Raw genomic sequence first — 25880 nt, 5'->3', positions numbered from 1 at the left:
CCTACCTGAAGGAGAAAGCATGGAACTGAATGGCAGAAGGCTGATCGTTACCGGCGCGGCCGGCGGGATCGGCGCCAGCGTGCTGCGCGGCCTGGTGGCGGCGGGCGCGCGGGTGGCCGCGATGGACGTCAACGACGCGGCCGGCAGCGAGGAGGCGGCGCGCGCGGACGGCGTGGGCCCCGGCGCGGCACGCTACTTCCGCTGCGACGTGCGGCGGCGCGCCGAGGTCGACGCCGCCTTCGACATTGCAGCCGCATGGCTCGGCGGGCTCGATGGACTCATCAACATCGCCGGGATCGAGCGCGCGGCGCCGGCCGAGTCGATCGGCGACGCCGACTGGGACCTGATGTTCGACGTGAATGCGCGCGGCACGCTCAACACCAACCAGGCGGCGTTCCCTTACCTGAGCACGCAAGGTGGGCGGATCCTGAACTTCGGTTCCGCGGCGGGCGTCATGGGCTTGCCCGGCTGTGCGCATTACTCTGCCGCCAAGGCGGCGGTGCTGGGCTGGACCCGTACCGTGGCCAAGGAATGGGGCAAGTACGGCATCAGCGTGAACGCGGCCGCGCCGGGCATGTGGACGCCGATGTACGAAGCGCACCGGGCGCGCATGGACGCGCAGGCGCTGGCGGCCCACGACAGCATGATGGCCGGCCTGATTCCACTGGGCGGCAAACTGGGCGACCCGGACCGTGACATGGCGCCCTTCGTCGTCTTCATGATGAGCGAAGGCGCGCGCTTCATCACCGGCCAGACGCTCGCCGTGGACGGCGGGCTGATGATTCCTTGAGGCAAGCGCGCATGGCGTGAATCGCTTGGCAATTCTCCAGAAATAGAGCACTATCTGCAAAAGTGTTCAATAAACGCCGGTCCAAGGCCGGCGACAACTGGAGGATGACAACATGAGCAGTGTGAAGGAAGTGAGTCTCGAGAGCGCCTACACGGGCGTGGCCGACAATTACCGAGGCGAGAACGTCGACCTGCATGCGATCTACCGCGACATGCGCAGGAACTCGCCGATCATCGCCGAGAACTTCATGGGCAGGCTCGGCGTACCGAACATCGCCGGGCTTGACCCGAACCGGCCGACCTTTACGGTGTTCAAGTACAAGGAAACCATGGCGGTGCTGCGCGATGCCGCCAACTACACCAGCGGCTTCATCGCCGAAGGCCTGGGCGCCTTCTTCGATGGCCTGATCCTCACGGGCATGGATGGCGAGGCGCACAAGAAGGCGCGGGCACTGCTGCAGCCGATCTTCATGCCCGAGGTGGTCAACAGCTGGCGCGATTCGAAGATGGACCCGATCGTGCGCAATGAATTCCTGCTTGGACTGGTCCCGCAAAAGAAGGCCGACCTGATGGAGTTCGGCCTGTATTTCCCGATCCGCCTGATCTACGCCCTGATCGGCTTCCCCGGCAACGACCCGGAAAAGATCAAGCAGTATGCGGCATGGGCGCTGGCGATCCTGGCTGGCCCGCAGGTCGACGCCGAGAAGGCCGCGCTGGCGCGCCAGGCGGCCATGAATGCGGCCAAGTCGCTCTATGACGCGACCCACGAGGCGGTGGTCGAAGTGCGCCGCAACGGCGCCCAGGGCGATGACCTGATCAGCCGCCTGATCCGCGCCGAGAGCGACGGCCGCAAATTCGACGACCACGAAGTGACCACCTTCGTGCGTTCGCTGCTGCCGGCCGCCGCCGAAACCACGACCCGGACCTTCGGCACCCTCATGACCCTGCTGCTCCAGCGCCCTGAACTGCTCGAGCGCGTGCGCAGCGACCGCAGCCTGGTGCCCAAGGCGATCGACGAGGCGATCCGTTTCGAGCCGGTGGCGACGTTCAAGGTGCGCCAGGCCGCGCAAGACCTGGAACTGGCCGGCATGGCCATTCCCAAGGGGGCCATGGTGCAGTGCATCGTCAGTTCCGCCAACCGCGACGAGGACGCCTTCGAGAACAGCGAGGAGTTCGATATCGACCGCAAGCCCAAGCCATCCTTCGGCTTCGGTTTCGGCCCCCATATGTGCATCGGCCAGTTCATCGCCAAGACCGAGCTGCAAGTGGCGGTGAACGCCATCCTCGACCTGATGCCGAATTTGCGCCTGGATCCGGACATGCCGCCGCCGCAGATCACCGGCGCCCAGCTACGTGGGCCGAAGCACGTGCACGTGGTATGGGATTGAGGTTTTGGCTCATTTAATGAACAGATTGGAAAAAAGTGTTTAATAAATCTGGATTTCTGTTCTAGAATGAAGTCAGAGAAAACCAAACGCTGGTTAAGCGAACACCTTCCTCGGAGACAACGATGAAATATGAAGACCTGATCCTCGTTAGCGTGGATGACCACGTGATCGAACCCCGCGGCGCTTTCGATCGCCACATGCCTGCCAAATTCAAGGGCCGCCAGCCGAAAGTCGAAACCGTCAAAGGGCGCGACGTCTGGGTGTTCGAAGACAAGGCGACCGGCTACATGGGGCTGAACTCGGTGGTCGGCCGCCCGAAGGAAGAATATGGCATGGAGCCGCTTTCCTACGAGCAAATGCGCCGCGGTACCTGGGACATCAAGGCGCGCGTCGATGACATGAACGCCAACGGCGTGCTGGGCTCGCTGTGCTTCCCGACCTTCCCCGGTTTTGCCGGCCAGCGCTTCCAGGTGATGAACGACCGCGAGGTCAGCCTCGCCGCCATCCAGGCCTACAACGACTGGCACCTGCACGACTGGTGCAACGCGGCGCCGGGCCGCTTCATTCCGCTGATGATGGTTCCCTGGTGGAACATGCAGGCCGCCGCCGCCGAGGTCAAGCGCCTCGCGGACCAGGGCGTGCATGCGCTGACCCTGTCCGACAACCCGACCGTGCACGGCTATCCGTCGATCCACAACGCCCACTGGGATCCGCTGTGGAAAGCCTGTGCCGACAACGACGTCGTCATCTGCTGCCACATCGGCACCGGCGTCAAGGCGGCGCACGCCTCGGACGAGTCGCCGATCGACGCCTGGATCACCTCGATGCCGATCTCGATTTCCAACTCCGCGGCCGACTGGATCTGGGCCCCGATGTGGAAGAAGTATCCGAAGCTGCGCATGGCCCTGTCCGAAGGCGGCATCGGCTGGATTCCCTACCTGCTCGAGCGCGCCGACTTCACCCACAGCCATCACCACGAGTGGACCAATTCGAACTTCGGCAACAAGAAACCGAGCGACATCTTCAACGAACACATCATCACCTGCTTCATCGAGGATGCGTTCGGGCTGAAGAACCTCGACTCGATCAATGTCGACAAGGTCACCTGGGAATGCGACTACCCGCACTCCGACTGCACCTGGCCGAATTCGGCGAACGTGTTCTGGAGCCAGGCGCAGCACCTGTCGGACGAGGTCATCAACAAGATCACGCACCTGAACGCGATGCGCGAGTTCTCCTACGATCCTTTCGCCATCCTCGGACGCGAGAACTGCACCGTCGGCGCACTGAAGGCGCAGGCCACCCACGTCAGCATCGAGCCGGCCCTGGGGCTGGGCGGCGCGGCGCCGGAGCGCGATCCCCAGCGTCCGGTCACCTCGGGCGACATCAACAAGATGTTCGCCGCCGCCGACGCGCAGACCGCGCTCTGAGCATCTGCCGGGGAGGGAAGCGCCTCCCCTGAGTCCTGTCCACGTCGCAAGCAGGCGTCTCCGCGCGGCCCCGAGGCCGCGCCGGATGCGTGCGGCCGCGCGGTTCAGGCGGATCGACTCCTTCGCATGACCGACCATGTCCATCGACCAGTTCAAGTTCAGTCCCATCCCACCGGAGGCCGAAGCCATTCGCGCCGAGGTACGCCGCTTCCTTGCGGAGGCCCTGGCAGATTATCCGCCCACCCGGCGTGCCGAATCCTGGATGGGCTTCGACGCCGGGTTCAGCCGCCGCCTCGGTGAGCGCGGCTGGATCGGCATGGCGCTGCCGAAGCGTTATGGCGGCGCCGACGCCAGTCCCTTTGCCCGCTATGTGGTGATCGAGGAGCTGCTGGCGGCCGGCGCCCCGGTCTCCGCCCACTGGTTCGCCGACCGCCAGAGCGGTCCGCAGATCCTGCACTACGGCACCGATGCGCAGAAGGATTTCCACCTGCCTGCGATCTGCCGCGGGGAGCGTTTCTTTTGCATCGGCATGAGCGAGCCGAATTCCGGTTCCGACCTGGCCTCGATCCGCACCAGTGCGCGCCGGGAAGGCGACAAGTGGGTGGTCAACGGCCAGAAGGTCTGGACCACGAATGCCCACCGCTCGCACTACATGATCGCACTGGTCAGGACCGATCCGGAGAGCAAACGCAACGAGGGGCTGTCGCAGTTCATCATCGACCTGACCCTGCCGGGCATAACGATCCGCCCGATCAAGGACCTGACCGGCGCGACCCATTTCAACGAAGTGTTCTTCGACGGGCTGATGCTGGACGCCGATGCCCTGATCGGGACCGAGGGGCAGGGCTGGTCGCAGGTGACGGCCGAGCTGGCATTCGAGCGCAGCGGTCCGGAGCGTTTCCTCAGTTCGATCACCCTGCTCGAGACCCTGGTCGCCGAGGTCGGCAGGCAGCCGGACGCGCTGCAGGCGAAGGAGATCGGCCGCCTGGCGGCGCGCCTGTTCACCCTGCGCCAGATGTCGCTGGCGGTAACGGCGCAGCTGGCCGCCGGTCATAACCCCGCCTGGGAAGCCTCGGTGGTCAAGGACCTGGGCACCAGCTTCGAGCAGGACATACCGGAACTCGCCCAGCTGCTGCTGGACGTGGCGCCGGCCACGCGCGGCTCGACCGAGCACGCGCGGGTGCTGGCCTACCTGACCCAGGAGGCCCCTTCATTTTCACTGCGCGGCGGTACGCGCGAAATTCTCCGTGGGATCATCGCGCGCGGAATGGGAATGCGTTAATCATGAGACAACTGTTCGATTCTACGGTCGAGCGCCTGTTCGCCGACCTGGCCAGCCCCGCAGCGGTGCTGGCATGCGAAGACGGGGCCTGGCCGCACGCGATGTGGGCGGCCGTGGAGGAGTCCGGCTTTCCGCTGGCCCTGACGCCCGAATCGCTGGGCGGCGCCGGGGCCGGCTGGGCCGACGTGTGCGGCGTGGTCCGGCTGGCCGGGCGCCATAACCTGCCGCTGCCGCTGCCCGAGGCGATGCTGGCCAACTGGCTGCTCGGCGCGGCAGGGCTGGCGCCGGCGCCGGGCGCGGTCAGCATCGCCGCATCCGGTTCGCTGCGCCTGCATGGCGGGGTCGTGAGCGGCGAGGCAGCCGAGGTTCCCTGGGGCGGGGCGGTGCCCTTCGTGGTGGCCGTGACGGGCGGGGGCGAGCCCGCGGTCGTCCTGCTGCCGACCGAGGCGGCGCAGCGCCGCGACAGCGCGAATACGGCGTCGGAGCCGCGTGCCACGCTGCTGTTCCAGGACGTGGCGCCGGCCGCGCACGCACCCTTGCCGTCGGGCTGGCCAACGGACGTGCTGCTGCTTGGCGGGGCGATGATACGTGCAGCCCAGATCGCGGGCGCGCTCGAAGCCGTGCTGGAGATGGCGACCGGCTATGCCTCCGAACGGGTCCAGTTCGGCAAGCCGATCGGCCGCTTCCAGGCCATCCAGCACCAGGCCGCGCTGCTCGCCGAGCACGCCGCGGCGACGGTCATGGCGGCCGAAGCCGCGTTCGCGGCGGCCGAGACGCGCATCGTGCGGCTGCCGGCGATCGCCGCCAAGATCTGCGCTTCCGAGGCGGCCGGCATCGGCGCCGGCGTCGCGCACGCGGTCCACGGCGCGATCGGGTTCACCCATGAGCATGTGCTGCACCTGAGCACCCGCCGCCTGTGGTCCTGGCGCAGCGAATTCGGATCTGCGACCGCGTGGTCGCAGCAACTTGGCAGGGCCGTGTGCGCCGCCGGGCCGGCAGGCTTCTGGCCCGGCGTGACCGACGGCCATTTCGACACCCTGATGGAGCAGCGCTCATGAAACCCTTTCTGATCCTGGAGCGCGATGGCGCCATCCTGACCGTCCGCATGGACAGTCCCGAGACCCGCAATGCCTTGAGCGCGCCGTCGCAGATGCAGGAGTTCGTCGACATGTGCGCGATGGTGCGGGCGGACCGCGGCATCAAGGTGGTGGTCCTGACCGGCAACGGCCCGGCTTTCTGCGCCGGCGGTAACGTCAAGGACATGGCCGAGCGCGGCGGCATCTTCGCCGGCTCGCCCTACGAAGTGAGCGAAAGCTACCGCAACGGCATCCAGCGTATTCCGCTGTGCCTGTACACGCTGGACGTGCCGGTGATCGCCGCCATGAACGGGCCTGCCATCGGCGCCGGCCTGGACCTGGCCTGCATGTGCGACGTGCGCATTGCGGCCGACACCGCGAAATTCGCCGAAAGCTTCGTCAAGCTGGGCATCGTACCGGGAGACGGCGGGGCCTGGCTGCTGCCGCGCATCGTCGGCATGCCCAAGGCGAGCCTGATGGCGCTCACCGGCGACACCATCGATGCCGCGACCGCCCTGGCCTGGGGGCTGGTGACGGAAGTCGTGCCCGCCGCTGAACTGGAAGCCAGCGCCCTCGCCATTGCCCGGCGCATGGCGGCCAACCCGTCGCACGGGCTGCGCCTGACCAAGCGGCTGCTGCGCGAAGGGCAGCACATGCGCCTCGACTCGCTGCTGGAGATGTCGGCCGCCTTCCAGGCGCTGGCCCACCACACCGAGGACCATGCGGAAGCAGTATCCGCCTTCCTCGGCAAGCGCGAACCGCGATACCAGGGGCGCTAGGCCCACGCACTACCCAGAATCAGGAGAAGCAGCATGCGCAGTGTTTTTCGCGAAGACCATCACATGTTCCGCGAGATGGCCCGGCGGTTCATCGAGAACGAAATCGTGCCCCACCTGGCGGAGTGGGAGCACGCAGGCATCGTCCCCAAGTCGGTGTGGCGCAAGGCGGGCGAAGTGGGCCTGCTGTGCTCCACCGTGCCCGAGGAGTACGGCGGCGCCGGCGGCGACTTCGGCCACTCGGCCGTGATGATCGAGGAGCTGGCGCGGGTGAATGCCACCGCGATCGGCTTCACCACCCACTCGGAAATCGTCGCGCCCTACATCGTCGCCTACGGCAGCGAAGAGCAGAAGCGGCGCTGGCTGCCCAAGATGGTCAGCGGTGAGACCATCGGCGTCATCGCGATGAGCGAGCCGGGCATCGGTTCCGACCTGCGCTCGATGCGCACCAGCGCGCGACGCGACGGCGACGACTACGTCATCAACGGCCAGAAGACCTTCATCACCAACGGCGGCAACGCCGACCTGATGGTCACCGCCACCAAGCTCGATCCGGGCGCCAAGGAGCTCACCCTGGTCTGCGTCGAGGCCGACCGTCCCGGATTCTCGAAAGGCAAGCTGCTCGAGAAGATCGGCCTGAAAGGGCAGGACACTTCCGAGCTGTTCTTCGACGAAGTGCGGGTGCCGGCCGCGAACCGCCTGGGCGAGGAGAACAAGGGCTTCGGCTACCTGACCCACCAGCTGGCGTGGGAGCGCACCATCATCGGCCTGCGCGCGGCCGCGTCGATCGATGCGCTGCTCGAGGACACGCTGGCCTACGTCCGCGAGCGCAAGGTGTTCGGCAAGACCGTGTTCGATTTCCAGAATACCAAGTTCAAGCTGGCCGAGTGCAAGGCGCAGGCGACGATGCTGCGGGTATTCGTCGACGATTGCCTGGCCAAGGCGATGCGCGGCGAACTGTCGGCCGAAGTGGGCGCCATGTGCAAGCTGATGGGATCGGAAATGCAGGGCAGGGTGCTGGACGAGCTGCTCCAGCTGCATGGCGGTTACGGCTTCATGAGCGAATACAAGATCAGCCGCGCGTGGGTCGATGCGCGCGTCGCCAGGATTTACGGCGGCACCTCGGAGATCATGAAAGAGATCATTGCGCGCTCTCTGTAGCTCCGAATTCACGGCGCACTACTTTTCCACGATCTTTTCATTGATATTCCCGACCGAGGCCCGCCATGAACTCGCCCCTTAGCCCTGCCGCCGGCGCTGCGCTGCGCGCCGTCACCCTGGACGATAAATACACCGTCGACAAGGGGCAGATATTCCTTAGCGGTGTGCAGATGCTGGCACGCCTGCCGATGCTGCAGAAGGCGCGCGACCTGCGTGCCGGGCTGAACACCGCCGGCTATGTCTCCGGCTACCGCGGCTCGCCCCTCGGCGGACTCGACCAGGCGCTGTGGAAGGCGAAGAAGCACCTGGAACAGCACGACGTCGTGTTCCAGCCCGGCCTGAACGAAGACCTCGCCGCAACCGCGGTATGGGGCACCCAGCAGGTGAACCTGTACGAAAGCGCTACCCGCGACGGCGTGTTCGGCATGTGGTACGGGAAGGGGCCGGGTGTCGACCGCTCGGCCGACGTCCTCAAGCACGCCAACTCGGCAGGCACGTCTCCCAAGGGCGGGGTGCTGATGCTGGTTGGCGACGACCATGCGGCCAAGTCCTCCACCGTGGCGCACCAGTCCGAACACCTGCTGGTTGCCTGCGGCATCCCGGTGCTGTATCCGTCCAGCGTGCAGGAGTTCCACGACTATGGCCTGCACGGCTGGGCGATGAGCCGGCATGCGGGCCTGTGGGTGGCGATGAAATGCGTCACCGATGTGGTCGAGTCCTCCGCCTCGGTGGAGATTGACACGGAAGGCCTGCAGATCGTGCTGCCCCCGGCGCCGGCGCTGGAAGGCGGGTTGGGCATCCGCTGGCCGGACGCGCCGCTCGAGCAGGAAGCGCGGCTGGTCGACCACAAGTGGTATGCGGCGCTCGACTACATTCGGGCCAACCGCCTGAACCGGGTGGTGGTCGACGCACCAAGGGCCCGTTTCGGTATCGTCGCGGCCGGCAAGGCCTATCTCGACCTGCGCCAGGCGCTGGTCGACCTCGGCATCGACGACGCCGCCTGCGCGCGGATCGGCATCCGCATCCTGAAGGTGGGCTGCGTCTGGCCCCTGCACGCCGATGACGTCCAGGAGTTCGCGTCGGGGCTGCGCGAGATCCTGGTAGTGGAAGAGAAGCGCCAGGTGCTGGAATATGCGATCAAGGAGCAGCTGTACAACTGGCCGCACGCGGAGCGCCCGAGTGTCTACGGCAAGTTCGACGAGCGCGCCGGCGCCGGCGGGGAATGGTCGGCGCCGCGCGGGCAGTGGCTGCTGCCTGCCCGCTACGAACTGTCGCCGGCGCTGATCGCCAAGGCGATCGCGCGCCGTCTCGGCCAGGCCGAGCTGCCCGCCGACCTGCAGGCGGCCATCGATGCGCGCATCGCCATCATCGAGGCCAAGGAGCGCGAGGCGGCACGGCCGCGGGTGACGGCCGAGCGCAAGCCGTGGTTCTGTTCCGGCTGTCCGCACAATACCTCGACCCGTGTGCCGGAAGGCTCGCGCGCCCTGGCCGGCATCGGCTGCCATTACATGGCGCTGTGGATGGACCGGCGCACCGAGACCGTCAGCCAGATGGGGGGCGAGGGCGTCAGCTGGCTCGGGCAGATGCATTTCACCAGCGACCGCCACGTGTTCGTGAACCTGGGCGACGGCACCTACTTCCATTCCGGCCTGCTGGCGGTGCGCGCGGCGATCGCGGCCAGGGCCAACGTCACCTACAAGATCTTGTACAACGACGCCGTGGCGATGACCGGCGGCCAGCCGGTGGACGGCACCCTGACGGTGGCCCAGATCGCCCAGCAGGTCACCGGCGAAGGCGCGCCGCGGGTACTGGTGGTGAGCGACGAGCCGGAAAAATATGCGGACCGCAGCGGATTGCCGGCCGCCGTCACGGTCCACCACCGCGACCAACTCGATGCACTGCAACTGGAACTGCGGGACACGGCCGGGGTGTCGGTGCTCATCTACGAGCAGACCTGCGCCACCGAGAAGCGGCGGCGCCGCAAGCGCGGCGAGGCCACCGATCCGCCGCGCCGCGCCTACATCAACGCGGCGGTGTGCGAGGGCTGCGGAGACTGCTCGGTAGCGTCGAACTGCCTGTCGGTGGAGCCGCTGGAGACGCCGCTCGGCACCAAGCGCAAGATCAACCAGAGCTCCTGCAACAAGGACTTCTCCTGCGTGAACGGGTTCTGCCCGAGCTTCGTGACGGCAGAGGGAGCGCAGTTGCGCCGTCCGCAAACCAAGGCCGTACCGGCAGCGGAAATTCCGGAGCCTGCCCTGCCGGCCCTGGATGGCGTGTGCGGCATCGTGGTCCCCGGCGTCGGCGGCACCGGCGTCGTCACGATCGGCTCCCTGCTCGGCATGGCGGCTCACCTGGAAGGCAAGGGCGTCAAGGTCCTCGACATCACCGGGCTGGCCCAGAAGGGCGGTGCGGTGCTCAGCCACATCCAGATCGCCGCGAAGACAAGCCTGATCCATGCGACGCGGGTTCCTACCGGCGACGCGGCGGTGCTGATCGGCTGCGATGCGATCGTCGCCGCCTCGCTCGACGCGCTGTCGCGGGTCCGGCGCGGTCGCACGCGCGCCGTGGTGAACAGCGCGGCCGTGCCGTCCGCGGCCTTCCTGTCGAACCCCGACTGGCGCTTCCCCGGCGCCAGCGCGGAAGCGGACCTGCGTGCGAGCGTGGGCGAGGCCTGCGAGTTCGTCGATGCGAACGCGCTCGCCACCCGCCTGTTCGGCGACGCAATCTTCGCCAACCCGCTGCTGCTCGGCTACGCCTGGCAAAAGGGCTGGATTCCCCTCGGGCGTCAGGCGCTGCTGCGCGCCATCGAGCTCAATGGGGTGGCGGTCGAGAAGAACGGGCGCGCCTTCGAGATGGGCCGTCTCGCGGCCCACGATCCGTCGGCACTTGTAGAGAGCCGCAGAGCGCAGGAGACGGCCTCGGTCGTGGTAGACATGCCGGTAACGCTGGAGCGCCTGGTCGCGGAGCGCGCCCAGCTCTTGCGCAGCTATGGAGGCGAGGCCTATGCGCAGCGCTACCGGGCTGCAGTGGCGCGCCTGCGCGCTGTCGAAGCGGCTCTTCCTGGTCAGCACCGCCAGCCGCTGACCGAGGCAGTGGCGCGCAATCTCGCCAAGCTGATGGCCTACAAGGACGAGTACGAAGTGGCGCGCCTGCACAGCGCGCCCGAATTCCTGGCAGCCCTGCGCGCGCAGTTCGAAGGCGAGCCGGGCAGGGACTACACGCTCAACTTCCACCTGGCCCCGCCGCTGCTGGCGCGGCCAGGCGCGGACGGCAGGCCGGCCAAGCGCCGCTTCGGCCCGTGGATGATGCCGGTGTTCGGCCTGCTGGCGCGCCTGCGCTGGCTGCGCGGCACGCCGCTGGATCCGTTCGGCATGACTGCCGAGCGGCGCCGCGAGCGCCAGCTGGTCGAGGACTATCTTGCGCTGGTTGCCCTGTTCTGCGAGACGCTGACGGACGAGCACATGGAGACGGCGCTCGAACTGGCGCGGCTTCCGGAAAAGATTCGCGGCTACGGCCATGTGAAGGAAAAGGCCATGGACGTGGCCGACGCAAGGCGCGCGCAGCTGATGGCGCAGTATGGCGCGCCCGTACCCCAACGACAAAAAGCCTGAAGGAGATTTGCATGAAAATACTGGTACCCGTCAAACGCGTGGTCGACTACAACGTCAAGGTCCGCGTCAAATCCGACGGCAGCGGCGTGGATATCGCCAACGTCAAAATGTCGATGAACCCGTTCGACGAGATCGCGCTGGAAGAGGCCGTGCGCCTGAAGGAGGCCGGCAAGGTCCTTGAGGTGGTGGCGGTGTCGGTAGGTAGCGCCCAGTGCCAGGAAACCCTGCGTACCGGTATGGCAATCGGCGCCGACCGCGGCATCCTGGTCGAGACCAGCGTCGAGACCGAGCCGCTGGCCGTGGCCAAGATCATGAAGGCGCTGGCCGACAAGGAACAGCCGCAGCTGATTATCCTGGGCAAGCAGGCGATCGACGACGATTCGAACCAGACCGGCCAGATGCTGGCCTCGCTGCTGGGCTGGCCGCAGGCCACCTTCGCCTCGAAGGTCGTGCTGGAAGACGGGAAAGTGACCGTGACCCGCGAAGTCGACGGCGGCCTGGAAACCGTGCAGCTGAGCCTGCCGGCCATCGTCACCACCGACCTGCGCCTGAACGAGCCGCGCTACGTGACGCTGCCGAACATCATGAAGGCCAAGAAGAAGCCGCTGGAAACCATCAAGCCGGAAGACCTGGGCGTCGACGTGACCCCGCGCCTGAAGACCCTGAAAGTGACCGAGCCGGCCAAGCGCTCGGCCGGCGTCAAGGTGCCGGACGTGGCGACCCTGGTGCAGAAGCTGCGCACCGAAGCCAAAGTCATCTGATCGCGGCCTGCCGCATACCGCTTATTTCCATCGTTAGGAAAAGAACATGGTCGCACTCGTTATCGCTGAACACGACAACGGCTCCCTCAAGGGCGCTACCCACCACACCGTGACTGCTGCCTCCCAGTGTGGCGGCGAGGTCCACATCCTGGTCGCCGGCTCCGGTTGCGGCGCTGCCGCCGAAGCCGCCGCGCAGATCGCCGGCGTCTCGAAAGTGCTGGTCGCGGATGCGCCGCACTTCGCCGACGGCCTGGCCGAGAACGTCGCCAAGCAGATCCTGGCGATCGCCGGCAGCTACTCGCACATCCTGGCCCCGGCTACCGCCTACGGCAAGAACATCCTGCCGCGCGTGGCCGCCAAGCTGGACGTGGCCCAGATCTCGGAAATCACCAAGGTCGAATCGCCGGACACCTTCGAGCGCCCGATCTACGCCGGTAACGCCATCGCCACCGTGCAGTCCGGCGACAGCGTGAAGGTCATCACCGTGCGCGGCACCGCGTTCGACAGTGCCGCCACCGGCGGTTCGGCCGCGGTGGAGCAGATCGCCGCCGTCGGCGACGTCGGCAAGTCGGCCTTCGTCGGCCGCGAGCTGGCCAAGTCGGACCGTCCGGAACTGACCGCCGCCAAGATCATCGTGTCGGGCGGCCGCGGCATCGGCTCGGCCGAGAACTTCAAGCTGCTCGAGCCGCTGGCGGACAAGCTGGGCGCCGCCATGGGCGCCTCGCGCGCGGCAGTCGACGCAGGCTTCGTGCCGAACGACTGGCAGGTCGGCCAGACCGGCAAGATCGTCGCCCCGACCCTGTACATCGCCGTCGGCATCTCGGGCGCGATCCAGCACCTGGCCGGCATGAAGGACTCGAAGACCATCGTCGCCATCAACAAGGACCCGGAAGCGCCGATCTTCTCAGTGGCCGACTACGGCCTGGTGGGCGACCTGTTCGAAGTCGTGCCGCAGCTTGTCACGGAAATTGGATGAACCCGTGGCCGATGGGCGCGGCGCGCTCATCGGCAATCTGCCAGAATACGACATGAGCGCAAGCACCGCATCGGCCCTTCCGTTTCCTCCCGGAGGCCAGACTTCCAGCGCGCCCCAGGAGCGCCAGGTACAGATCCACTTACGTAAAATCCCGCTTCTTGCCGGCCTGTCGGACGAGGAGATTGCGCTGGTCAAGCAGGAAATCCGTATCCGCCAGTACGGCAAGCGCGACATCGTGCTGCAAAAAGGTGGGCATGGGGATGGCCTGCTGTTCCTGCTCTCAGGGCAGCTGCAGGTGGTGAACGTCACCGAGGACGGGCGGGCGATCGGCCTGCGCATGCTGGCGCCGGGGGATTTCTTCGGTGAGATCGCGCTGATCAACAATTCCACCCGTACGGCATCGATCGTCGCGATCTCCGAGGCGCTGGTGGGCTTCCTGCCGGCGGCCACCGCGCTGCACTTGTTCTCGCACTCGCCCTCGGTGGCAATGGGGATGCTCCGGCACCTGGCCGAAAAGATCGAGCGTGACTCGGAGTTCCGATCCCTGCTGAGCATTAACAACACGGCCAAGCGCATCTACACCTACCTGGTGCTGATGCAGAAGAACAAGCAGGATGACCCTGGCGCCCCGGCGGTGGTCGAGAACCTGCCGACCCACCAGGACATCGCCAACATGATCAATACCAGCCGCGAGACCGTGACGCGGGCGCTGGCCGCGCTGGCCCAGCAGGGCATCGTGCAGAAGGATGCGAACCGGCTGATCATCATCAAGCCGGACGCATTGCAGAAGCTCGTCAAGGGCTCCTGACGCGCGCGCTCAGCGCTCGAAGATCTCTTCCGGCGTGCGCACGCTGGTGCCGAGGATCGGCCCGACCAGCTCATGTCCCCAGGTCGACAGCTTTTCCGGGTTCAGCTCGTAGCCGTCGTCGTGCCATGGCTCGAGCTCGGCGATGCACTCGATGGCAAAGCCGGACGGCGTGAAGTGATAGAAGGACATATGCGGATCCTGGACGTGCTGGCCCAGGGTCATCATCATTTGCAGCCCCTTCTTGCGCACCAGGTCATAGGTTTCGCCGACGTCGCGCACCGAATTGACCGTGATGCCGACGTGCTGGACCCCGGCCTTGCCCGGCCCGAAACCGTAGGCGATGTCGTGGCTGGTGTGATTGTTGAGCTTGGCGCGGAAGAAGCCGGTCTTGCCCTTGCCAGCCCCGGCGCCGTAATAGCGCATGCCCATGATCCCGGTGAGGAAGTGCTCGAGTTCCGGCGTGTATTCGGGGGTGATCACGACCACGTGGCCGACGCCGCGCTGGCCGCAGGCGAAACCGCCGTGCGGGCGGCCGGGCTGGAACGAGCGCGGCATCCATTTCTGGGCATAGAACAGCTCGTGCTGGTAGCCGACCGGATCGCGGAAGCGCACCAGTTCCTTCACGCCGCGGCGCTCGCGCAGCGCCTCGTCCGCGACCGTCACTTCGATGCCGTGTTCGCGGAAGCGCTCGACGGCGGCCTGGAATTCCAGCTTGCCGCGGGCTTCCCAGCCGATGTAGGCGAGGCGGTCGATCTTCCCCGGATGGAAAGCAATGCGATGGCGCCGGTCGTCCATCCTGAAGTACAGCGAGTCAAGATCGCCCTCGGGTGAGGCGCCGATCTGGAAGCCCATCACTTGCGGGCCGTATTCGCGCCATGCATCCAGGTTCGCGGTTTCGAACCCGAGGTAGCCGATGCCGATGATGTCCATGTGTCTTCCTCCTCCTACTGTTGTTGTGTGATCGGTGCGCCGGACTAGATGGCGAGCAGGCCGCCGTCGACCACCAGGTCGGAGCCGGTCATGAAGCGCGCTTCGTCGGATGCCACATACAGGGCGAGCGACACGACTTCCTCCGGTTCGCCGGGGCGGTCCTGCAGGACGCCGTCGAGGATGATCCGGCGCGTGACCGGATTGTCGACGAAGGCGGCGGTGCCGGGCGTCCTGACGAAGCCTGGACTGATGCTGACCGCGCGGATGCCGAGCGGCGCGCCTTCGACCGCCAGCTGCCGGGTGAAGGAAACGACCGCGCCCTTGGCGGCGCTGTGCGCGCTGATCCCGGCGGCTTTCGAGCCGCCCCATGCGGCGGTGGATGCGATGTTGATCACCACGCCGCCGCGCACCGACAGGTGCCGCCATGCGTACTTGGTGGTGAAGAAAATGAGGTCGAGTTCGTTACGGATGGTGTAGTGCCAGTCCTCGATCGACATGTCGCCGACCCCGCCGAACTTCGCAGCCGAGGCATTGTTGTACAGGATGTCGATGCGGCCGAGTTCCTCCGCGCTTGACTCGACCCAGCGCCTTGCCTGTTCATGGTCGCCAAGATCCACCGGCGCATTGCCATGCAGCGTAAAGCCCTCGGCCGCCATCAGGCGCGCGGTCTCTTCGTGCGCAGCGCGATCGACATCGCAGCCGACCACGGTGGCGCCTTCGCGGGCGAAATGCAGGGCCGCGACGCGCCCCTGGCCGCCACCGGTGCCCGTGATCAGGGCAACTTTTCCAGCTAATCTATTCATGGATCATCCCCGCAGGAAAGCGGGCCACCCGCGCAGGCGCCGCATGCGGCGCGCGATTGGCCGCATGTCGGGCATACCCATGGCGTGGACCGCCAGGGTTGAGATTCAGGCAGGCGCCTGGACCGCGATGGCTTCGGCCGGGCAGGCGGCGGCGCCTTCGCGCGCCGCTTCCAGTAGCTCGTCCGGCACCAGCTCGTTGTCGACGTACACGATGCCGCCGGCGTCGAGCTTGTAGACTTCAGGGCAGAGGGCGGCGCAGAGGCCATAGCCGCAGCACTTGCTGCGTTCGATGATGACGCGGTGAAGCTGATGTTCGCTCATGATTCGTCTCTTTAATAATTATCCGACCGCTGGGGTCTGTGAGACGATTATGCACACAAATCGAAAATCTGTCACGTTTTGTGTGCGGGTGATTAGAACAGGATGTTGCCGGCCTTGGAGGCCAGCTTGCGCAGCAGCTCGCCGAGCTTTTCCACCCCGTCGCGGTCGTACTGCCCGCGGAAGGTGACGGCCGAGATGGCGTAGGCGATGGCGCCGCTGCGATCGTTCACCGGCGCCGCCACCGCCAGGATGCCGGCCGAGAAATATCCGTCGTCGACAGACCAGCCATTCTCGCGGGCGTCGGCCACCTGCTGCCGGTAGTCCTCGAACGCGAGCGGGCGTGCCCAGCGCACCTTGTCGAAGGCAGCGCGCAGGCGCGTGTCGTCGAGGCCGAGCTGGGCGGCGAACAGGCGTCCGCTGGCGCCCATCAGCACCGGCAGGCGCTGGCCGATCGCCATGTCGATGCGCAGGTCCCCGGGACTCGTCTCTGCGCTGACCAGCACGATGCGGTCATTCCCCATGCGGCGCCACAAGGTGACCGTCACGTGGTGGGCCGCCGCGAATTCCTGCATCAGCGGCCGCACCACATCGAGGCGCTGGCCCTGGGTGACCAGGTGCTCGACCAGCTTGGCCAGGCCCAGGCCGGTGGTATAGGTCTTGGACAGGGGATCGAAGTCGAGCATCTCCTCGGCGACGAGGGTGCGCAGCGTGTTGAAGCAGGTACTGGGGTTGATCTCCAGTTCGCGCGCGATGTCGGCCGCCCGCTCCGGGGAGCCGGACGTCGTCAGGAAGCGCAGGATGCGGATCGCATTGACGACCGGCTTGACCGTCACGCCGGTCGACGTGTCGGGACGCTCTTCGTTGCTGTTATCTACTGCCATGCGCGCTCCGGTAAGCGAAGGGCGAGCCCTGCGGCCACCGATCGCATTCTAAAATATCATTCTAAAGTCAGAATGATTGAGCGGCAAGGACGGCGCGCGTGGCGTGCTAGTCTTTTACCAGCAGCAGGCTGCCGGCCAGCGGCCCGCCGCCGGACGCCACCACCGAAGCGTGATGGGGCGCCACCTGGCGCGTGCCGCCGCGTCCCCAGAGTTGGGTGCAGGCCTCGTGGACGTAGCCGAGCCCGTGGGTGCGCCCACCGGAGAGCTGGCCGCCGTTGGTATTGACCGGCATCTCGCCGCCGAGCGCAATGCGCTGCCCGCCCTCGACGAAGGGCCCGCTCTCGCCGCGCGGGCACAGGCGCAGGGCTTCCAGCCACATCATGGTCAGGATCGAGAAGCCGTCGTAGAGCTGGGCAGTGCCGACGTCGGCAGGCTTGAGATCGGTGCGCGCCCACATCATGTCGGCGGCGTCGCGCGTGGCCATCGCGGTCAGGTCGATCTGGTCCCAGGACCATGGCTGGTGCAGCGCGGCGCCGATCGCCTCGATGCGGATCGGCAGATTGGGGCCGTGCGCCGCCGCGTCGGCCCGCGACAGGATGATGGCGGTGGAGGCGTCGCAGTGCACGTCGCAGTCGAGCATGCGCAGCGGGGTCGAGATCATGCGCGAGGCCATGTACTCGTCCATCGACAGCGGGGTGCGGAACACGGCCTTCGGATTGAGTACGGCATTGGCGCGGCAGGTGAGGGCGATCTGGGCCAGCTGTTCCGGCGTGGTGCCGTACTCGTGGAAGTGGCGCTGCGCATACATCGCCATCAGGTTGGCCCCCGAGAGCACGTTGAAGGGGGTGTACCACTGCCAGAAAAAGCTGTTGTCGCGGCCGACCGTCTTGTTGGTGAGCGCGCTGGCGCCCTTGTCGGTCTGGCGCCGGGTCGCTTCGGTAATGGTGCGGAACACCAGCACATGGCGGCACAGCCCGGCCGCGATCGCCATCGCGCCGTTGATCACGCCGGCCAGCGGCCCCGGTCCCTCGTAGCCGCCCCCATACCAGTTGACCTTCAGGCCCAGGGTGCCGATAAGCGCATTGGGACCGACCGGGGAGAAGGCATCGCCGTTGTTGTTGTCGCCGGGCCAGCATGACACGCCGTCGATGTCGTCGCGACTCAGGCCAGCGTCCGCGATCGCTTCCAGGCAGGCGTCGAGCGTGAGCCGCATCGCGGACTTGCCGGAAGGGCGCCCGACTTCGGACTGGCCGATGCCGCTGATTGCGACGTCTTTTTCGTAGATCCGGTCGAACATCATGCCGCCTTCTCGAAAAGGGGAAGCCAGACATCCTCGACCTGCTCGAAGCGCACGCGCACCGGCATGCCGATGTGTACCTCGGCGGGTGGGCTGCCGACGATGTTGGTGACGAAGCGCAGCCCGGCCTGGTCCGCCAGCTCGACGATGGCCACCACGTAGGGTTCTTTCAGGTCGGGGCGCCAGGGCTGGTGGTTGACGGTATAGGTGAACACTGTCCCCCGGCCCGACACCGGCCTGGGGCCGACTTCGGCGCCCAGGCACTGCGGGCAGACCGGCGCCGGCGGGTGGAAGAAGCGTGCACAGGCGTCGCAATGGTGCATGCGCAACTCCTGCTGCGCGCCGCCTTGCCAGAAGGCGCTGTTGTCCGGAGTGAGCGCCGGGAGTTTCCTTGTCATGGGTTGGACTTTCGGGTCAGTACGCTGCCGTTTTCGATGAGACGATTCTACAACTATGTAGACAGAATTGGAAAATCTGTTTAAAGTTTTCAGCAAGTTCCTGCAATTGCTGCCCTTGCTACCTGACCCGATCGGAAAGACCAGCCATGCCCACACCACTCGACAACCGCATCATCGTCGTCACCGGCGGCTTCGGCACGCTTGGCCGCGCCGTCGCGCAGCGCCTCCATGCCGACGGCGCGCGGGTCGCGCTGCTCGACCGCGCACCCGCACCCCCGAGCGGCCTGCCCGCCGGCGCGCTTGCGCTCGGCGGCGTCGAACTGGCCGACGAACAGGCCTGCCAGGCAGCCTATGGGCAGGTACGCGAAACGCTGGGCGGGATCGACGGCATCGTCAATGTCGCGGGCGGCTTCACCTGGGAGACGGTCGAAGGCGGCGCGCTCGCTTCCTGGGACCGCATGTACGACACCAACCTGCGCACCGCGGTGGCCAGCTGCCGCGCTGCGCTGCCGCACCTGCTGGCGCGCGGCGCCGGGCGCATCGTGAATGTCGGCGCGGCGGCGGCGCACAAGGCCGGCATGGGCATGGGCGCCTACGCTGCCTCCAAGGCCGGGGTGGCGCGGCTGACCGAAGCCCTGGCCGAGGAACTGAAAGACCGCGGCATCACCGTCAACGCGGTACTGCCGAGCATCATCGATACCCCGGCGAACCGTGCCGACATGCCGGACGCCGACGCCAGCCGCTGGGTGGCCCCAAGCCAGCTGGCGGCGGTAATCGCCTTCCTGCTGTCCGGCGACGCCTCGGCGCTGACCGGCGCCTGCATCCCGGTGAACGGCCGGGTCTAGAAAGCAGGGCCGGCAAGCAGCGCGCCCGCAGGGGCGCCCGATCCACCACAAGGAGGGCCAGGCCGCCAGCGGCGGTACCGGCCCCATGGAGACAAGCAATGAGACTCGTTACCTACCGTGACGAACATGGCGCGATGCGCCCCGGCGCGCTGATCGAATCGGACAGCGCCATCGTCGACCTGAGCATCGCAGCCAGGAGCACCGGTCTCGGTGCCTGGCCGGCGTTCAGCAGCATCCTGGCCCTGGTCGAGGCGGGACCGGAAGCGATGGAGGAAGCGCGCCGCATGGTGGCGCTGGCGCCGAGCGCTGCGGTGATCGAGCGCGCGTCCGTGAAACTGTGCGCCCCGATCCAGCCGCCGCCCCAGATGCGCGACTGCTCCTGTTTCGAACTACACCTGAAGCAGAGCTTCGCCGCAGCCCGCCGCGCGCGGGTCGCCCACCTCCCGAATCCGGAAGAAGCACTGGCCCAGATGAGCACCCGTGCCGACGAGCGCGTGGTCGCCACCTTCAACCGCCAGCCCATCTATTACAAGTGCAACCGCTTCGCCGTCATCGGGCCTGACGAGGACGTGATCTGGCCAGCTTACAGCAAGGCGATGGACTTCGAACTCGAATTCGCCTGCTACATCGGGCGCAAGGCGAAGGACGTCCCGCGCGAGAAGGCGCGCGACTACATCGTCGGCTACACGATCTTCAACGACATGAGCGCCCGCGATACGCAGGCGGTCGAAATGGGCGGCATGCTCGGCCCGGCCAAGAGCAAGGATTTCGACACCGGCAACGTGATGGGGCCTTGCCTGGTCACCGTCGACGAGCTGCCCGACCCATATGACCTCACCATGGTCGCACGCGTCAACGGCGAAGAGTGGGGCAGGGGATCGACGCGCGACATGCGCTGGCAGTTCGAGGACCTGATCGCCCATATCTCGCGCTCCGAAACCCTGTATCCCGGCGAAGTGCTCGGTTCGGGCACGGTGGGCAACGGCTGCGGCCTCGAGCAGCTGCGCTACCTGAAGCCGGACGACGTCATCGAGCTCGAGGTCGAGGGCATCGGCACCCTGCGCACGAGAATCCGGCTGCCCTGAGCGGCACAGCAACAGTCACGCCGGTGCTACCTGCCGCAGAGCGGGGGTGCCGCTTCCACGACCTAACAGGAGACAATCATGGTCGCAACAAAGAACGGCGCGGCGATCGACTTCGCCGAGTTCAAGCAATCCTGGCGCGTACTGCTGCTTGCCATCACCGGCATCATGATCAGCATTAACGCCGCCCTGCTGTACGGCTTCGGCGTGCTGGTGATCCCGCTGCAGGCCGAATTCGGCTGGGAGCGCCCGGCGCTGCAGGCGGCGATCAGCTTCCTGTTCGGCGGCGCGGTGGTCGGCCTGCAGCTGGTCGGCTGGCTCAACCTGCGCTTCGGCATCAAGCGCGTCACCGTGGTGTCGCTGCTGACGATGGCGCTCGGCTACCTGGCCACGACCCAGATCGGCGGTTCGGTGTGGACCCTGTACGCGGCATTCTTTTTGCTGCCGATCGTGGGCATGGGCGCGCTGGCCGTGACCTGGACCCAGCTGCTCAACCTCTGGTTCCTGCGCAACCGCGGCCTGGCGCTGGCGCTGGGCCTGTCCGGTACCGGCATCACGGCCGCGGTCACGCCGCCGCTGTTTGCATGGGGCGTGGCGAACTGGGGCTGGCAGGCGCCCTTCGTCATCCTGGCGCTGGTCAATGTCGTGATCGGCATTCCGCTCACACTCGCCTGGTTCCGCCTGCCGGCGACGGCAGCCGCTGCCAAACCGGGGACCGCCGTAGCGGCCCCGCTCACGGGAATGGCCTTCCGCGAGGCGCTGGCCTCGCCCAAGTACTGGATCTGCAACCTGGCCTTGTGCCTGGTCGTCTCGGCCGTGATGGGTGTTGTCACGAGCACGGTGCCGATGCTGCGCGACCGTGGGCTGGATGCCGGCGCGGCCGCCCAGGTGTTCGCCTGGTTCGGCATCGCGCTGGTGCTGGGCCGCCTGGTGGTCGGCTACCTGCTCGACCGCCTGTGGCCGCCGGGCGTGGCAGCCGTCAGCCTGGCGCTGCCTGCGATCGGCACCATGATCTTCCTGTCCGGGAACGACGATATCGCCATGCTCAGCCTCGCGGCGGCGCTTGCGGGACTCGGCGCCGGCGCCGAATTCGACATCGCCGCCTTCCTGATGGCGCGCTATTTCGGGCTGAAGGACTACGGGCGCATCTTCGGCCTGCACCAGGGCTTGATCACGGTGGCGTCGGCCGGCGCACCGCTGGCCTTCGCCGCGATGTTCAGCGCCACCGGCGGCTACGGGGCCATGCTCACCTACTGCACCGCCAGTACGCTCGCCGGCGCCGCCATGCTCTTGACGCTGGGCCGCGGTCCCCGGGCTGCGGTGCAGCCGCAGGCCGCGCGCGCCTGACCTGCCGGGCCCCCAACGGGGCCCGCACTCCATCTTGTAAGGAAACCAACATGTCGCTTCAATCCGTAGTGATTGCCGGCGCCGGGCACGCCGGCGTACAGGTGGCGCTGTCCCTGCGCCAGGAAGGCTACGCGGGGCGCATCGCCCTGGTCAACGACGAACCCTGGCTACCCTACCAGCGCCCGCCGCTGTCGAAGGCCTTCCTGCTGGGGAAGATCAGTGCGACGGCGATGCAGTTCCGCCCCGAGGAGTTCTACACCGAGCAGCGCATCGAGCTGCTGGCCGACCGGGGGATGGCGATCGACCGCCAGAACCGGCGGCTGGTGCTGGCCTCCGGCGCGGCGCTCGACTACGACCACCTGGTGCTGGCCACCGGCGCCCACAATCGCCCGCTGACGGTGCCCGGGGCCGGCCTGTCGGGCGTGTTCGGGATCAAGACGCGGGCCGATGCCGACGCGGTGGCGCCGCTGCTCAAGATGGCGCGCCGGGTGGTCGTCATCGGCGCCGGCTTCATCGGCCTGGAGTTCGCCGCGGTGGCGGCGGCCGAAGGGGCCGCGGTCGAGGTGCTGGAGCTGGGCGAACGGCCCATGGCGCGCGCCATCTCGCCGCAGATGTCCGAGGTGTTCCGCAACGCCCACGAAAGCTGGGGCGTGCATTTCAACTTCCGCAGCGCAGTATCGGAAATCGAGGGCGACAACGGCAGGGCGGTGGCGGTCATCACGGCCGACGGACGGCGTTTGCCGGCCGACCTGGTCGTGTACGGGATCGGCGTGGTGCCGAACGTAACGCTCGCGCTGGAAGCGGGACTGAACATCGACAACGGCATCAAGGTGAGCGCCAGCCTCTTGACTTCCGACCCGAACATCTCCGCGCTCGGCGATGTCGCGGCCTTCCCCTGCCTGCAGAACGGGTCGCAGCTGACCCGGCTCGAATCGGTGCAGAACGCCTGCGACCAGGGCAAGCTGATCGCCGCGCGGCTGGTGGGCAAGCCCGCTCCGTATACCGCCTTGCCGTGGTTCTGGACCGACCAGGGCAGCCTGAAGCTCCAGATCGCCGGCCTGGCGCTGTGCGCCGACAACCATGTGGTCCTTGGGGATCCGGCCGCCGGCCAGGTGTCGGTCCTGTGCTTCCGCGGCGAGCAGCTGCTGGCAGTGGAGTCGTGCTGCCGCGCGGGCGACCACATGGCGGCGCGCAAGATCCTGTCGCGCCCGCCCGCGCTCACCCCGGCGGTGGCGGCCGCGCCCGGCTTCGACCTGAAGGAATGGGAGGTGGCCAACCGCTGATGCATGCAGTTTGCCTGCCCATGCCATGCCGCAGGCCCAAGGCTCGTCGAATCACACTATTCCAACAACAAGCAGAGAAAGTGGAGACAAACGTGAGCAATCAATCCGTATCGGAAGTCCCGGGCGTTCCCTGTTCCCTCGTGCTGGCGGCGGCCCTGTTGTCGGCCTGTGGGGGCGATGGCAAGGACGCGCCAGTGGCGCAGACGCCATCGACCCGGCCTCTGGCGCCTGTCCTGTCCTGCAGCACCAGCAGCCTGCAGGCGGGCGCCGCCGGCGCGACCCTGACTGCGGCTTCCCTGGTCACCGCATCCAACGGCGCCTCTTACTGCCGTGTCGACGGCCATGTCACCACGCAAGGCCCGGCGGCTACCAGCAATCAGGTCAGGTTCGTTGTGGCCATGCCGCAGTCGTTCAAGGCGCGCTACTTCTTCGCAGGCGAAGGCGGCTCCGCCGGATTCATTCCTGCGCCCGACGAGAAACTGCTGGCCGAGGGCTACGCGTTTGCCGGGAGCGATGCCGGTAGTCCAACGCCCGGGCTGAACTGGATGTTCGCCGCCGACCGGACCAAGGCCACGGATTACGACCAGCGCGGCGTGCATGTCAGCTCCGCCGCCACGCAATCCCTGGTGAGCGCCTACTATGGCCTGAAGGATGCCGCCAACGCCAACCGCAAGATGTACCGCTATTTCGATGGCTGCTCCGGCGGCGGGCGCATGGGCCTCGTGGCAGCCTCCATCTACCCGGACGATTTCGACGGCGTGGTCGTGGGGGCGCCCGGCCTCAACGTGAACAACCAGGTGATGTTCGGCAAGGTGAGCAAGTACCTGATCGACCATCCCGATGCCTGGATCTCGCCAACGCAGCTGCAAGCACTTGACGCCGCACTGTTGCAGAAATTCGACGGGGCCGACGGTGCCGTCGATGGCCTGATCTCCGACCCGGGCAAGGTATCCATCGACGCGTCGATGTGGGCCTTGTTCACCCCGGCCCAGCAGGGATTGCTGCGCATCGTGGTGGACGGGATGGACGACTTTGGACAGACCTATCCCGGCTTCACGCTGGGGAACCCGAACGGGTGGACCGCCTTCATGTTCGGCACCACGCCTCCGCCGTGGTCGATGAATCCGGCGGACGGGCGCCTGCCGCCTGCCAGCTACCTGGTCTTCGATACGACCTCGCGCGGCATGTTCGGCCCGACCTACGACTTTGCCACGCGATTCAGTTTTGCCGACAGCCTCGACGTCAATGGCTGGAACGCAATGTACAAGAACGTCTACCCCGCATCGGGAAACATCAAGGTGGCCAACCTGAACCCCTTCTTCCAGCGCGGCGGCAAGATGTTGTTCTGGCATGGCACGGCCGACAATGGCATCTCCCTGACCGACACCCGGCGCTTCTACGCTGACCTGGCCGCGGCGCAGGGTGGGCAGGCCAAGTTGTCCCAGATGGCCCAACTGTTCGAAGTGCCCGGTACGCAGCACTGCGGTGGCGGCATCGGTGCGCAGGACGTAGCGGCCCAGGCGCTGCCGGCGCTGGTCGACTGGGTGGAAAATGGAAAGGCGCCGGCCCAGTTGATCGGCAACCGCGCAGCCGGTGCCGCACTCCCGGCGCGCAGTTTCCTGCTCTGTCCGTCTCCGCAACGCGCGGTATTCCGTGGCGGGGTAGCGAACCCGGGCGGCCTGGACGTCAACAATGCGGCGAATTGGGACTGCAAGTCATCCTGAATGAGGCGCGCATGCAGCCGTCCTGGGCGCATGCGCGGGACGGCTAACTTCAGGCAGATCCTTCGGGAACAGTGGCGCTGTCGAAGTCGGCGAGCCAGGCCTGGTCGTCGCCGCACAGCGCCTCCGGCTTTTTCGTGAAGTCCCAGGTCGAGCCGACCATGCGGATCGCCTGGGGCGCCCGGTGTGGCTGCTGCGCGTAGCAGCGGCCTGTCAGGTGGGCATGAGGTTCCTTGTCGATGTCTTTCAGCCGGCCCAGGGAAATCAGCGCACAGCGGCGCAGCACCAGCGCCGCTTCCGCTTCCTCGGCGGGGAGGGTGCCCAGGGCCCAGCGCGCCATGCCCTGGCGCATGTCGATGCCGGTATAGGGATCGGGCCCGAGGATGGTGCTGTTCTCGACCGACCAGTCGAGCAGCAGCCGGCCATCGCGTTCGAGAAAGGCATGGGTACAGCCATCGATGTGGCGCGGAATCTCGATGTCGTAGCGCCGCGCGCAATCGCCACGCGCGGCGGCGGCGACGGCCAGGCCGGCAAGGTCGAACATGTGGGTGCACTGCTGGGTCGCATCGGTGTAGAGGTTGACCGAATGTGCGATGTCGTCCAGGCGCATGCCGGCCAGACGCTGCAGTTCCGGCGCTGCGCCCGGGCAGGCGGTGAACGGGTGGCGTGGCGCTTCTCCGCGCACCGCGGTCACTTGCCCGCCCTGGTGGTCGACCACGACGCGGAAGTGGTGGAAGTCATCCTCCAGTACGGCGCGTACCTGTCCGCCCTGGCGGTCATGGCGGCCCGCCATTTCGATTCGCCTGCGAAAACGCTGCATGTGTAATTCCTGGTATGGGTTGTTGGCACTAATGTGTACAATAACAGACAATCTGTATAAGAACCTATGTGGGCATATGTTCGATAACGAGGAG

23 protein-coding genes are annotated in these 25880 nt (G+C 66.9%); 16 read left to right on the top strand and 7 right to left on the bottom strand.

The genetic code is table 11. From position 1 onward, the window contains the following. Positions 1-19: 19 nt before the first annotated feature. The 11 genes from LO55_RS19910 to LO55_RS19860 all read left to right on the top strand — a co-directional run bounded on the left by LO55_RS19910 (position 20) and on the right by LO55_RS19860 (position 14058). Positions 20-790, top strand: coding sequence for an SDR family NAD(P)-dependent oxidoreductase (locus tag LO55_RS19910; RefSeq protein WP_071362809.1), 771 nt, complete (start codon positions 20-22; stop codon positions 788-790). Positions 791-902: 112 nt separating this feature from the next. Then, the gene (locus LO55_RS19905; protein ID WP_071362808.1) at positions 903-2177 is read left to right on the top strand and encodes a cytochrome P450; all 1275 of its coding nucleotides are present in this window, start codon (positions 903-905) and stop codon (positions 2175-2177) included. A 122-nt stretch (positions 2178-2299) separates the two neighbouring features. Further along, a complete protein-coding gene (locus LO55_RS19900) occupies positions 2300-3607 on the top strand; it encodes an amidohydrolase family protein (RefSeq protein WP_071362807.1) in 1308 nt (435 codons plus the stop codon). Between the two features lie 136 nt (positions 3608-3743). After that, entirely contained in the window at positions 3744-4889 is a 1146-nt protein-coding gene (locus LO55_RS19895; RefSeq protein ID WP_071362806.1) for an acyl-CoA dehydrogenase family protein, read from the top strand. 2 nt (positions 4890-4891) lie between these two features. Further along, positions 4892-5947: an acyl-CoA dehydrogenase family protein gene (locus LO55_RS19890; protein ID WP_071362805.1), complete on the top strand. Its 1056-nt coding sequence runs from the start codon at positions 4892-4894 to the stop codon at positions 5945-5947. Next, positions 5944-6744: a crotonase/enoyl-CoA hydratase family protein gene (locus LO55_RS19885; protein ID WP_071362804.1), complete on the top strand. Its 801-nt coding sequence runs from the start codon at positions 5944-5946 to the stop codon at positions 6742-6744. Before LO55_RS19890 ends, LO55_RS19885 begins: the two co-directional genes overlap by 4 nt. 33 nt (positions 6745-6777) lie before the next feature. Next, complete coding sequence (locus LO55_RS19880) at positions 6778-7902, top strand: acyl-CoA dehydrogenase family protein (RefSeq protein ID WP_005666918.1); 1125 nt, start codon at positions 6778-6780, stop codon at positions 7900-7902. A 65-nt stretch (positions 7903-7967) separates the two neighbouring features. Further along, entirely contained in the window at positions 7968-11513 is a 3546-nt protein-coding gene (locus tag LO55_RS19875; protein ID WP_071362803.1) for an indolepyruvate ferredoxin oxidoreductase family protein, read from the top strand. Between the two features lie 11 nt (positions 11514-11524). Beyond that, a complete protein-coding gene (locus LO55_RS19870) occupies positions 11525-12274 on the top strand; it encodes an electron transfer flavoprotein subunit beta/FixA family protein (RefSeq protein WP_071362802.1) in 750 nt (249 codons plus the stop codon). Between the two features lie 46 nt (positions 12275-12320). Beyond that, entirely contained in the window at positions 12321-13250 is a 930-nt protein-coding gene (locus LO55_RS19865; RefSeq protein WP_071362801.1) for an electron transfer flavoprotein subunit alpha/FixB family protein, read from the top strand. Between the two features lie 52 nt (positions 13251-13302). Further along, on the top strand, positions 13303-14058 hold the full coding sequence (locus LO55_RS19860) for a Crp/Fnr family transcriptional regulator (RefSeq protein ID WP_071363881.1): 756 nt from the start codon (positions 13303-13305) through the stop codon (positions 14056-14058). Positions 14059-14067: 9 nt separating this feature from the next. Here the strand turns inward: LO55_RS19860 and LO55_RS19855 are convergent, their stop codons facing one another. From LO55_RS19855 to LO55_RS19830, 6 genes are all read right to left on the bottom strand, one after another. Continuing rightward, positions 14068-14988 (bottom strand): VOC family protein, encoded by a 921-nt coding sequence (locus tag LO55_RS19855; RefSeq protein WP_071362800.1) that lies wholly within the window; start codon positions 14986-14988, stop codon positions 14068-14070. Positions 14989-15032: 44 nt separating this feature from the next. Next, positions 15033-15791: an SDR family NAD(P)-dependent oxidoreductase gene (locus LO55_RS19850; RefSeq protein WP_071362799.1), complete on the bottom strand. Its 759-nt coding sequence runs from the start codon at positions 15789-15791 to the stop codon at positions 15033-15035. A gap of 105 nt (positions 15792-15896) precedes the next feature. Next, positions 15897-16112, bottom strand: coding sequence for a ferredoxin (locus tag LO55_RS19845; RefSeq protein ID WP_005666930.1), 216 nt, complete (start codon positions 16110-16112; stop codon positions 15897-15899). A 92-nt stretch (positions 16113-16204) separates the two neighbouring features. Continuing rightward, positions 16205-16993 (bottom strand): IclR family transcriptional regulator, encoded by a 789-nt coding sequence (locus tag LO55_RS19840; protein WP_005666932.1) that lies wholly within the window; start codon positions 16991-16993, stop codon positions 16205-16207. Between the two features lie 106 nt (positions 16994-17099). Further along, positions 17100-18293 (bottom strand): thiolase family protein, encoded by a 1194-nt coding sequence (locus LO55_RS19835; protein WP_218145988.1) that lies wholly within the window; start codon positions 18291-18293, stop codon positions 17100-17102. Next, a complete protein-coding gene (locus LO55_RS19830; protein ID WP_071362797.1) occupies positions 18290-18688 on the bottom strand; it encodes a Zn-ribbon domain-containing OB-fold protein in 399 nt (132 codons plus the stop codon). Before LO55_RS19830 ends, LO55_RS19835 begins: the two co-directional genes overlap by 4 nt. A 146-nt stretch (positions 18689-18834) precedes the next feature. Between LO55_RS19830 and LO55_RS19825 the strand changes: the two genes are divergently transcribed. The 5 genes from LO55_RS19825 to LO55_RS19805 all read left to right on the top strand — a co-directional run bounded on the left by LO55_RS19825 (position 18835) and on the right by LO55_RS19805 (position 24969). Next, positions 18835-19533, top strand: coding sequence for an SDR family NAD(P)-dependent oxidoreductase (locus LO55_RS19825; protein WP_071362796.1), 699 nt, complete (start codon positions 18835-18837; stop codon positions 19531-19533). Between the two features lie 98 nt (positions 19534-19631). Next, the gene (locus LO55_RS19820) at positions 19632-20618 is read left to right on the top strand and encodes a fumarylacetoacetate hydrolase family protein (protein ID WP_071362795.1); all 987 of its coding nucleotides are present in this window, start codon (positions 19632-19634) and stop codon (positions 20616-20618) included. 78 nt (positions 20619-20696) lie between these two features. Further along, a complete protein-coding gene (locus LO55_RS19815) occupies positions 20697-21962 on the top strand; it encodes an MFS transporter (protein ID WP_071362794.1) in 1266 nt (421 codons plus the stop codon). 50 nt (positions 21963-22012) lie between these two features. After that, positions 22013-23245, top strand: a complete 1233-nt coding sequence (locus LO55_RS19810) for an NAD(P)/FAD-dependent oxidoreductase (protein ID WP_071362793.1) — start codon at positions 22013-22015, stop codon at positions 23243-23245. 92 nt (positions 23246-23337) lie between these two features. Next, entirely contained in the window at positions 23338-24969 is a 1632-nt protein-coding gene (locus LO55_RS19805; RefSeq protein ID WP_177185552.1) for a tannase/feruloyl esterase family alpha/beta hydrolase, read from the top strand. Between the two features lie 49 nt (positions 24970-25018). Here the strand turns inward: LO55_RS19805 and LO55_RS19800 are convergent, their stop codons facing one another. After that, positions 25019-25786 carry a DUF2889 domain-containing protein gene (locus tag LO55_RS19800; RefSeq protein ID WP_071362791.1) on the bottom strand — a complete coding sequence of 256 codons (768 nt, stop codon included), beginning with the start codon at positions 25784-25786 and terminating at the stop codon, positions 25019-25021. Between the last annotated feature and the right edge of the window lie 94 nt (positions 25787-25880).

Origin of the sequence: Massilia timonae (assembly GCF_001866515.1) — a bacterium.
GTDB lineage: Bacteria > Pseudomonadota > Gammaproteobacteria > Burkholderiales > Burkholderiaceae_D > Telluria > Telluria timonae.
This window is presented reverse-complemented; position numbering and strand designations above follow the sequence as displayed.

Bases quoted from the DNA above. Each gene is read 5' to 3' on its own strand.
- LO55_RS19855 (WP_071362800.1), bottom strand. From the start codon at position 14,988: ATGGACATCATCGGCATCGGCTACCTCGGGTTCGAAACCGCGAACCTG.
- LO55_RS19835 (WP_218145988.1), bottom strand. From the start codon at position 18,293: ATGATGTTCGACCGGATCTACGAAAAAGACGTCGCAATCAGCGGCATC.
- LO55_RS19885 (WP_071362804.1), top strand. From the start codon at position 5,944: ATGAAACCCTTTCTGATCCTGGAGCGCGATGGCGCCATCCTGACCGTC.
- LO55_RS19845 (WP_005666930.1), bottom strand. From the start codon at position 16,112: ATGAGCGAACATCAGCTTCACCGCGTCATCATCGAACGCAGCAAGTGC.
- LO55_RS19820 (WP_071362795.1), top strand. From the start codon at position 19,632: ATGAGACTCGTTACCTACCGTGACGAACATGGCGCGATGCGCCCCGGC.
- LO55_RS19815 (WP_071362794.1), top strand. From the start codon at position 20,697: ATGGTCGCAACAAAGAACGGCGCGGCGATCGACTTCGCCGAGTTCAAG.
- LO55_RS19840 (WP_005666932.1), bottom strand. From the start codon at position 16,993: ATGGCAGTAGATAACAGCAACGAAGAGCGTCCCGACACGTCGACCGGC.
- LO55_RS19875 (WP_071362803.1), top strand. From the start codon at position 7,968: ATGAACTCGCCCCTTAGCCCTGCCGCCGGCGCTGCGCTGCGCGCCGTC.
- LO55_RS19895 (WP_071362806.1), top strand. From the start codon at position 3,744: ATGTCCATCGACCAGTTCAAGTTCAGTCCCATCCCACCGGAGGCCGAA.
- LO55_RS19860 (WP_071363881.1), top strand. From the start codon at position 13,303: ATGAGCGCAAGCACCGCATCGGCCCTTCCGTTTCCTCCCGGAGGCCAG.
- LO55_RS19865 (WP_071362801.1), top strand. From the start codon at position 12,321: ATGGTCGCACTCGTTATCGCTGAACACGACAACGGCTCCCTCAAGGGC.
- LO55_RS19900 (WP_071362807.1), top strand. From the start codon at position 2,300: ATGAAATATGAAGACCTGATCCTCGTTAGCGTGGATGACCACGTGATC.
- LO55_RS19910 (WP_071362809.1), top strand. From the start codon at position 20: ATGGAACTGAATGGCAGAAGGCTGATCGTTACCGGCGCGGCCGGCGGG.
- LO55_RS19800 (WP_071362791.1), bottom strand. From the start codon at position 25,786: ATGCAGCGTTTTCGCAGGCGAATCGAAATGGCGGGCCGCCATGACCGC.
- LO55_RS19880 (WP_005666918.1), top strand. From the start codon at position 6,778: ATGCGCAGTGTTTTTCGCGAAGACCATCACATGTTCCGCGAGATGGCC.
- LO55_RS19850 (WP_071362799.1), bottom strand. From the start codon at position 15,791: ATGAATAGATTAGCTGGAAAAGTTGCCCTGATCACGGGCACCGGTGGC.
- LO55_RS19905 (WP_071362808.1), top strand. From the start codon at position 903: ATGAGCAGTGTGAAGGAAGTGAGTCTCGAGAGCGCCTACACGGGCGTG.
- LO55_RS19870 (WP_071362802.1), top strand. From the start codon at position 11,525: ATGAAAATACTGGTACCCGTCAAACGCGTGGTCGACTACAACGTCAAG.
- LO55_RS19830 (WP_071362797.1), bottom strand. From the start codon at position 18,688: ATGACAAGGAAACTCCCGGCGCTCACTCCGGACAACAGCGCCTTCTGG.
- LO55_RS19810 (WP_071362793.1), top strand. From the start codon at position 22,013: ATGTCGCTTCAATCCGTAGTGATTGCCGGCGCCGGGCACGCCGGCGTA.
- LO55_RS19825 (WP_071362796.1), top strand. From the start codon at position 18,835: ATGCCCACACCACTCGACAACCGCATCATCGTCGTCACCGGCGGCTTC.
- LO55_RS19890 (WP_071362805.1), top strand. From the start codon at position 4,892: ATGAGACAACTGTTCGATTCTACGGTCGAGCGCCTGTTCGCCGACCTG.